7 protein-coding genes and 3 pseudogenes are annotated in these 6347 nt (G+C 58.4%); 5 read left to right on the top strand and 5 right to left on the bottom strand.

The annotated features are described in order from the left end of the window. Positions 1–621: 621 nt before the first annotated feature. From PU724_RS33300 to PU724_RS33290, 3 genes and pseudogenes are all read right to left on the bottom strand, one after another. The gene (locus PU724_RS33300) at positions 622–924 is read right to left on the bottom strand and encodes an Lrp/AsnC family transcriptional regulator (RefSeq protein WP_354425995.1); all 303 of its coding nucleotides are present in this window, start codon (positions 922–924) and stop codon (positions 622–624) included. Positions 925–1292: 368 nt separating this feature from the next. Continuing rightward, positions 1293–1485, bottom strand: a pseudogene (locus tag PU724_RS33295) (IS110 family RNA-guided transposase); the annotation flags it as partial. A gap of 87 nt (positions 1486–1572) precedes the next feature. Next, positions 1573–2169: a group II intron maturase-specific domain-containing protein gene (locus PU724_RS33290; RefSeq protein ID WP_354425997.1), complete on the bottom strand. Its 597-nt coding sequence runs from the start codon at positions 2167–2169 to the stop codon at positions 1573–1575. A gap of 501 nt (positions 2170–2670) precedes the next feature. Between PU724_RS33290 and PU724_RS33280 the strand changes: the two genes are divergently transcribed. Together PU724_RS33280 and PU724_RS33275 are read left to right on the top strand one after the other, a co-directional pair. Continuing rightward, positions 2671–2916 carry a hypothetical protein gene (locus PU724_RS33280; RefSeq protein ID WP_354426000.1) on the top strand — a complete coding sequence of 82 codons (246 nt, stop codon included), beginning with the start codon at positions 2671–2673 and terminating at the stop codon, positions 2914–2916. 340 nt (positions 2917–3256) lie between these two features. After that, positions 3257–3589, top strand: a pseudogene (locus PU724_RS33275) (IS21 family transposase); the annotation flags it as partial. 288 nt (positions 3590–3877) lie between these two features. Here the strand turns inward: PU724_RS33275 and PU724_RS33270 are convergent. Beyond that, a pseudogene (locus PU724_RS33270) lies at positions 3878–4009 on the bottom strand (transposase); the annotation flags it as partial. Further along, a complete protein-coding gene (locus PU724_RS33265; protein WP_426213804.1) occupies positions 4008–4331 on the bottom strand; it encodes a hypothetical protein in 324 nt (107 codons plus the stop codon). The pseudogene PU724_RS33270 and the gene PU724_RS33265, both read right to left, overlap by 2 nt. 177 nt (positions 4332–4508) lie before the next feature. Between PU724_RS33265 and PU724_RS33260 the strand changes: the two genes are divergently transcribed. The 3 genes from PU724_RS33260 to PU724_RS33250 form a co-directional block, all read left to right on the top strand. After that, positions 4509–4661 (top strand): hypothetical protein, encoded by a 153-nt coding sequence (locus PU724_RS33260; RefSeq protein ID WP_426213803.1) that lies wholly within the window; start codon positions 4509–4511, stop codon positions 4659–4661. A gap of 401 nt (positions 4662–5062) precedes the next feature. Beyond that, positions 5063–5278 (top strand): antitoxin Xre/MbcA/ParS-like domain-containing protein, encoded by a 216-nt coding sequence (locus PU724_RS33255; RefSeq protein WP_426213802.1) that lies wholly within the window; start codon positions 5063–5065, stop codon positions 5276–5278. A 309-nt stretch (positions 5279–5587) separates the two neighbouring features. Next, the coding region (locus PU724_RS33250; protein WP_426213801.1) for an aminotransferase class I/II-fold pyridoxal phosphate-dependent enzyme at positions 5588–6347 on the top strand (760 nt) is incomplete at its 3' end.

The raw sequence follows: 6347 nt of genomic DNA, 5'->3' as shown, positions 1-6347 counted from the left end.
GTCAGTTCTTTCCGTGTCGCCATGCTCAGCCGTCCCATAGTTGCCCCTGCTCATACCCCTCGGTAGGGAGCAACTTATGTGAGGCAACGGCTGAAAATTCGGGAACATTTTCGACGAGGCAATGCGCGCTCTCACTTTGATTGCCGCGCCGCACCGCACCGCAGGCGAGCAGGCCAGAGTCTGCATGAGAGTCCGTACCCTGCGGCAGTGAAATCGTTTCTGCATTCAGTTGGGAGACGAGATTGCAGATATCGCCGATCGGCTGTTCTAGGGCGTCATTGGTTGAGCGCAGCCATGCGCTCTTGGCACGGATCGCTGCTTCGGCGACCAGACTCTCGTGGGCGGCGAGATTGTCGAAGGAGCGCCGGTTCCTCGGTGTCTCGCGACGACGAAGGGCCGATGAGGCCGTGGCAGCGTAGCCAGCGATGAAGGTCCTTTGAGCGCAGCCGTTGGCCCTTCAGTTAGCGACCGCGTAGGCGCGTCATTTTAGTAGTGGTTTCGATGTCGTTGATGAACACCCGCCGATGCGGTTCAAGCCGCATTGCTTTAGGTAGAAGCTGGACGCGCAACGGGCACTTCAAACGAGGCTAGACCGATGGCTTCAGCGAAATCCACCAGAAGCTATACTGCGGTCCTTGGGTCGAACTTGACAAGATCAAGATTGATCATGCTCTTAAATTTTCGCACGTTGGGGTCGTTATAGAGCTTCCTCTTGACGAAGACGTAAAAGGCCTCGACGTCCTCGACAGTCACGACGAGGACGAAATCGACTTCGCCTGTAACCATGTAGCATTGCGTGATCTCTTTGGCTGCGCGCATAGAGCGCTTGAAGTGATCGACGAGGTCAAGACGTTCACGGTCAAGTTCTACTGTCACAACAACAGTAATCGATTTGCAAGAAGCCTTCGGATCGAGCAGCGACATATCCCCGACAACAACACATTTTCAGTATGGAACTTGTTCGCCCGACGGATTCTATAGATACCGAAGGACCGAGAGTTCAGCAAAGACTGACGGTTGTTCCTGTGTAGCGCTGTTGGGATCCTTTTGTCTAGGCCGTCCGCTGTCCGATGCTGACCTTACCTCAAAAATAATATTTACTTAGCAATTTTAACAATTTTTTAATTTTCACAGGAGGCATTCAGGGTGGCACATGATCAAATATGCCCCTTCCGGCTCAACCCAAAATCGTCCGAAGCGCTCCTCCTTGTTGGCGCGCCTTGCACAGCGACCAGGTCGCAGTCTGCACATTCGGCTACCGAGCGGAATAGAAGAAGCGCGGTTGTGTGCGTCACAATCGGCAAACCGGCCCGTTTAAGCTCATGCCAGAGCCAGCTGGACATGGCGCCCCGTCTCGAATCCGATGCGCTCGGCGTGAGGCGCACGTTTACGCAGCTACTCCGTCAAGGCTCCCGGACTCTTCGCCTTTCCCTGGAACACCGTCTTTCCAGCATCATCGACCACGCAAACGCTCGTCTCGTTCATCGACAGTTGAGTAAGCGGTAAGCGCCGCGCTGCCTTTCAGCGGCCGGTTTCTCACCGCCTCTCGCCGAACCGGGCATGCGCCTTTCGTTACGCACCCAGCTCTCCAGAAGACATGGCAAAGTCAGGTATCCATCCATGCGAGACGGAAGCGGCAAACGGGTCCAGGCGAGCATATGCTGCTCGACCATTCCCTCGCGCCAGAGCCGTCTCGTTGGCCGTCGACCACTGGGCTGATAGGCCGCCCAGATGTCGCGCGACCGCGCTTTGGTGTTTCTTCCGCAACCAGCGCACTAAACGCATGCCCGTGTACCAGTCGAGACTGGTGAACATCCGACCGGCATAAGCGCAGTGGCGGTAGTAGTTCGCCCATCCACGTAGGATGGGATTGAGCTCCTGAAGCTTGGAGGCCAGACTGCACGGGATGGAACTCGTTCCCGTACGTGCCTTGACCTTTCGACGCAGGTTGGCAGCTTTTGCTTTGGGAATCTCAATGCGCGGGCCATAGCCGTAGCGCTTGTCCCAATGCATGATGAAGCGGAATCCGAGGAATTCGACCCCCTCCGTCATGGCTGTGACCTTCGTCTTTTCCGGCGACAACTCAAGGCCCATGGTCTGATGCAGGTAGTTCGCCAGCGCGGCCTTCTCCGCGATGGCATCCTCCCGTGTGCCAGACACCAGCACCACGTAGTCATCGGCTTAGCGCACCGGCAGAAACGCACAGCGACCAGCCATGCGATCCCAGTGGCGCGCTCTGCCTGCCGCGGCCCTCCCGTCACATTGACGGTCGGCATGAGCCTTGGTGCGCTAATACACCCACCGTTCGTACCGCTCTTCGATCGCGCTGAGCGCGATGTTGGCAAGCAGTGGTGAGAGAATCCCGCCCTGAGGGGTTCCGGCCTATGTACGAAGGAACTGCTCCTCCGACAGAACACCGGCTTTCAGGAACTGCCCGATCAGCCTCGTCACCCGCCGGTCAGCCACGCGCTGGCGCAGCCGCTCTAACAGATGATGATGACTTAAATTATCAAAGCAGCCCTTAATGTCGCCCTCTATGACCTATGGATACGGCATCCGGTTCCGACGTGTGTGCTTGTCGCGTCTATGCGGCAAGGCAGCTCGTCGGATGTGCTCCAAGGCGCCATGCATACTCCGTCCGGGTCGAAACCCATAGGAGACATGCCAAAAATGCGCCTCGAAGATCGGCTCCAGAAGTGTTTTGACCGCGCCTTGAACAACGAGATCCTTGATCGTGGGAATGCCCAGGGGCCGGAATTGCCCCGGTTTACCGACCTTGGGGATGAGCTTGCGCCGCGCAGGGCTGGGTCCATATGCGCCGGAGCGCAATTCGGCCTGAAGCCCTTCGAGGAAGCGTTGCTCACCGATCCCACCGTGCGTCGGCCTCTGTTCGAGGCTACGCGCTGCCAGGCGTGACGCAGCACGCGCAGGTCGGTGACCCAACCCCACACGTCTCGCCACGCGTCTTCGGGATTTGCCTTACTCCACTGGTAGAGTTTGCGCTGAACGCCGAGTACCCAAGCCTCGTCGGCCCGGTGATCCATGTCCACAGATCACTCCTCCGTCATGCAAGTCTACCGTCTTCCTGCTTCCCTCGCGCGGCTTTCCCGCGCTCCGACTACTACGGAAGCTCCGCCCTTGGTGCCGTGCACCTCTGGCCGTCGCGGCGAGCCCAGTTCCATGCTGGGCAGACAGTCCAAGTTCCCGTGTTCCCGATTTCCAACCTTCATGCCCGTAGGCGGTGAGCTTTACCATCGAAGGGATGGAAGGCGCTTTCCTGCGGTTTGGGGGCGTGCCGGCGGAAGTTCTGATCGACAATGCAAAGGCGCTTGTCGAACACCATGACGCGGTGACGCGCGAGGTGAAGTTCAACGCACGACTGCACACCTTTGCCCGATACTGGGGCTTCATACCGCGGGCCTGTGCCCCCTATCGGGCCAGGACGAAGGGAAAAGACGAACGCGGAGTCGGCTACGTCAAGAAGAACGCGATCGCCGGCCGGCGGTTCGAGAGTGGGGTGGCGTTTGAGGCGCATCTGGATCGGTGGACGCGCGAGGTTGCCGACCAGCGAGAACACGGCACCACCGGCGAATCTGGGCCGCATCTGCGTCCTCGAACGTCTGGTGATACACTGTGGCCTCCAAACTTCATCGGCGGCCGCTTCTGTAAGTTCTAGTTGTGCTGCTTACGCTGCCTCCTGCAGGTTTGATGGAACTGGCGGAATGCTGGGTCGGCATGTCACTTTCCTTAGGTGCGCTGATATGTGATTTGCTGCGAGGACATGAGAATTGGACGATCGGAGCACGGCTTGTGCTTCATTCGAGATACTATAATTAACCCGGTGCCGGTTGCCCTAAACCCTCGAGCTGACGAGACCTCGAGTGTGGGTGGACGTACCATTGGACAGCCATGCGGCGAGATCGGCTTTGGCCTCGGCGAGATCGCGCCAGTCGTAGAGCCATCTGAGTTCCTGGAGGCAGTCGTCGCCGTGCGTCCTCGGCAGGTGATTACTCGTCGATCAGCGTTCGCGCGATGATCAATTCAGGAACATTGTTCTCGATTGTCGCGATCAGCACGGCGTCCGACTTCGACAGGTCGTCACGCGCCAGGGTCATGCCTGGCGATGCTTCGCGCCGAAGGCGTGCGGGCAAGTGCGCTTTGATCGGTCTTTTCGGCCAGACGTCGGCGACGCGCCCATTCAGACGACAGATGAAAGCAACCGAGGCTACTGGTGCTCGGTGTATAGTCGCGCACAGCGGCACGATGTCGGAATCCTGCTTGACCGACTGGCGGCTGAGTTTCCACGGAAGCTTCGGTCCGTGCTCGCCCAAGTATCGCCGTTCGACCAGTCGCCAAAAATATATCTGACTATGGGACCAGGTGCCGGTGAGGTAAGGAATAGGGACGCTGTTCGCAAAGGCCCACCATTCTCTGGCTATTCTGATGCCTATGCTCTCCCCAGCATTATTAGGTGTGAGACAAACCGTTATCTAGCACAGTTCTCGTTCATGAAGCTTCTCCCTGCCAAGTACATCATTGAGCAGGCACTGGCTCGAGGGACTTTGACACGCGGCATGAAAGTTCTCGAAACCGGCGAATCCTTTGATACGGTCCGTTCGATTTGCCGAGGGCGATTTCAGCAGGTGATCGCCATTCCCTGAGTCGGACCGCGCTTCTTTTGGAGTGGGCTTCTCCTTTCGCCGCTGACGCATCGGCGCAACAGCTTTCCTTGAGCGCTCTCCATGAAGGAGGGCCGTGATTGACGAGAACTGGGCGCACTCCACGACCCTTAAAAGGCCACGAGAGGGCTCTCGCCAACCATTCTGGTTGTCGGCCCCGAGTGGGGTGTTCAATCCTTCCGACCTAATACCCAGGCAAGTCATGCGCCGGCAATTCTGGCAGGAATGGCCACAGGCCCATTCGTTCCGTCGAGAATGCTGAAACTCTATCGGCGCATGCGTCGATGTCGACGAATAGCTCAGGCGATCATGAATGTGGTTTGTCCTGATCGAAGGCCGGCTCCACGGAACTTGAACGGCGCTTTCGGATACCTCGGTCCACATTGCATTGGTGGCAGCGGCACGATGATGTGATAGCTTTGCGAAGTGGTGCGCGCAAGCATGTGTTTCCTCTCGCTCAATTCGTCGACGGCAGACCTACTCTTGGAATCCGGCAGGTACTTTCGTCCATACCAAACCCCGTGGCAGTGGATGATCCGCCCTTCACCTCTTCTAAGCGGTTGTGTTCCCATCGAAATGCTGCGAGAAGACTCGAGTGACAAAGTGGTATTTGCCGCTTGCGAATTTCTCCGGGGTTCCAGGTGAGCTATCCGTGAGGTGACCAAGCCGATTGCGGCTCGAGTTGCTCGCGGTAGAAAGTCAGCTCCCGTTGCCGCACTTTCTGACTGATTTTTGTCAGGCAGCCCATTTTTTGAAGCATGCGTTGCACCGAGCTGACCGGAATTGACGCGATACCGCTAACAGACTTTGGGATGTATTAGTCTCCCAAGACCCTGACCGACGGGCGGGCAGTTTCTGGAGAGGGAAGCTGCCCGCCCATAGATCGGGTCTGATGCTCGGAAATGTAAATGAAAAGCTCATTTTTGGCGGACTTATCGGCCGAGCTCGACGCATTGAAGTCGGCCGGTCTCTACAAGTCCGAGCAGGTCATATCCTCGATGCAGTCGGCTGAGATCGAGGTCGGCGGCGAAAAGGTGCTGAATTTCTGCGCCAATAACTATCTCGGCCTCGCCGACAGCCTGGAGCTGCGGGACGCGGCAAAGCACGCGCTCGACCGCTACGGCTACGGCATGGCCTCGGTGCGCTTCATCTGCGGCACGCAGGAGGAGCACAAGCAGCTGGAGGCGACGATCTCGTCCTTCCTCGGCATGGACGACACTATCCTCTACGGCTCCTGCTTCGACGCCAATGGCGGCCTGTTCGAGACGCTGCTCGGCGAGGAGGACGCCATCATCTCCGACGCGCTGAACCATGCCTCGATCATCGACGGCGTCAGGCTGTCGAAGGCAAAGCGCTTCCGCTACGCCAACAACGACATGGCAGATCTCGAAGCGCGGCTGAAGGAAGCGAAGGATTGCCGCTTCCGGCTGATCGCCACCGACGGCGTGTTCTCGATGGACGGCATCATCGCCAACCTCAAGGGCGTCTGCGATCTCGCCGAGAAATACGACGCCATGGTCATGGTCGACGACAGCCATGCGGTCGGCTTCGTCGGCAAGAACGGCCGCGGCTCGGCCGAGCATTGTGGCGTCGAGGGCAGGGTGGATATCATCACCGGCACGCTCGGCAAGGCGCTGGGCGGCGCGTCCGGCGGCTACACCTCAGGCA

This window comes from Mesorhizobium abyssinicae (assembly GCF_049887195.1).
In the GTDB taxonomy this organism is placed as follows: domain Bacteria; phylum Pseudomonadota; class Alphaproteobacteria; order Rhizobiales; family Rhizobiaceae; genus Mesorhizobium; species Mesorhizobium abyssinicae.
This window is presented reverse-complemented; position numbering and strand designations above follow the sequence as displayed.

Excerpts from the sequence above, each read along its gene's own strand:
- PU724_RS33300 (WP_354425995.1), bottom strand. The coding sequence starts at position 924 with ATGTCGCTGCTCGATCCGAAGGCTTCTTGCAAATCGATTACTGTTGTT.
- PU724_RS33280 (WP_354426000.1), top strand. The coding sequence starts at position 2,671 with ATGCGCCTCGAAGATCGGCTCCAGAAGTGTTTTGACCGCGCCTTGAAC.
- PU724_RS33260 (WP_426213803.1), top strand. The coding sequence starts at position 4,509 with ATGAAGCTTCTCCCTGCCAAGTACATCATTGAGCAGGCACTGGCTCGA.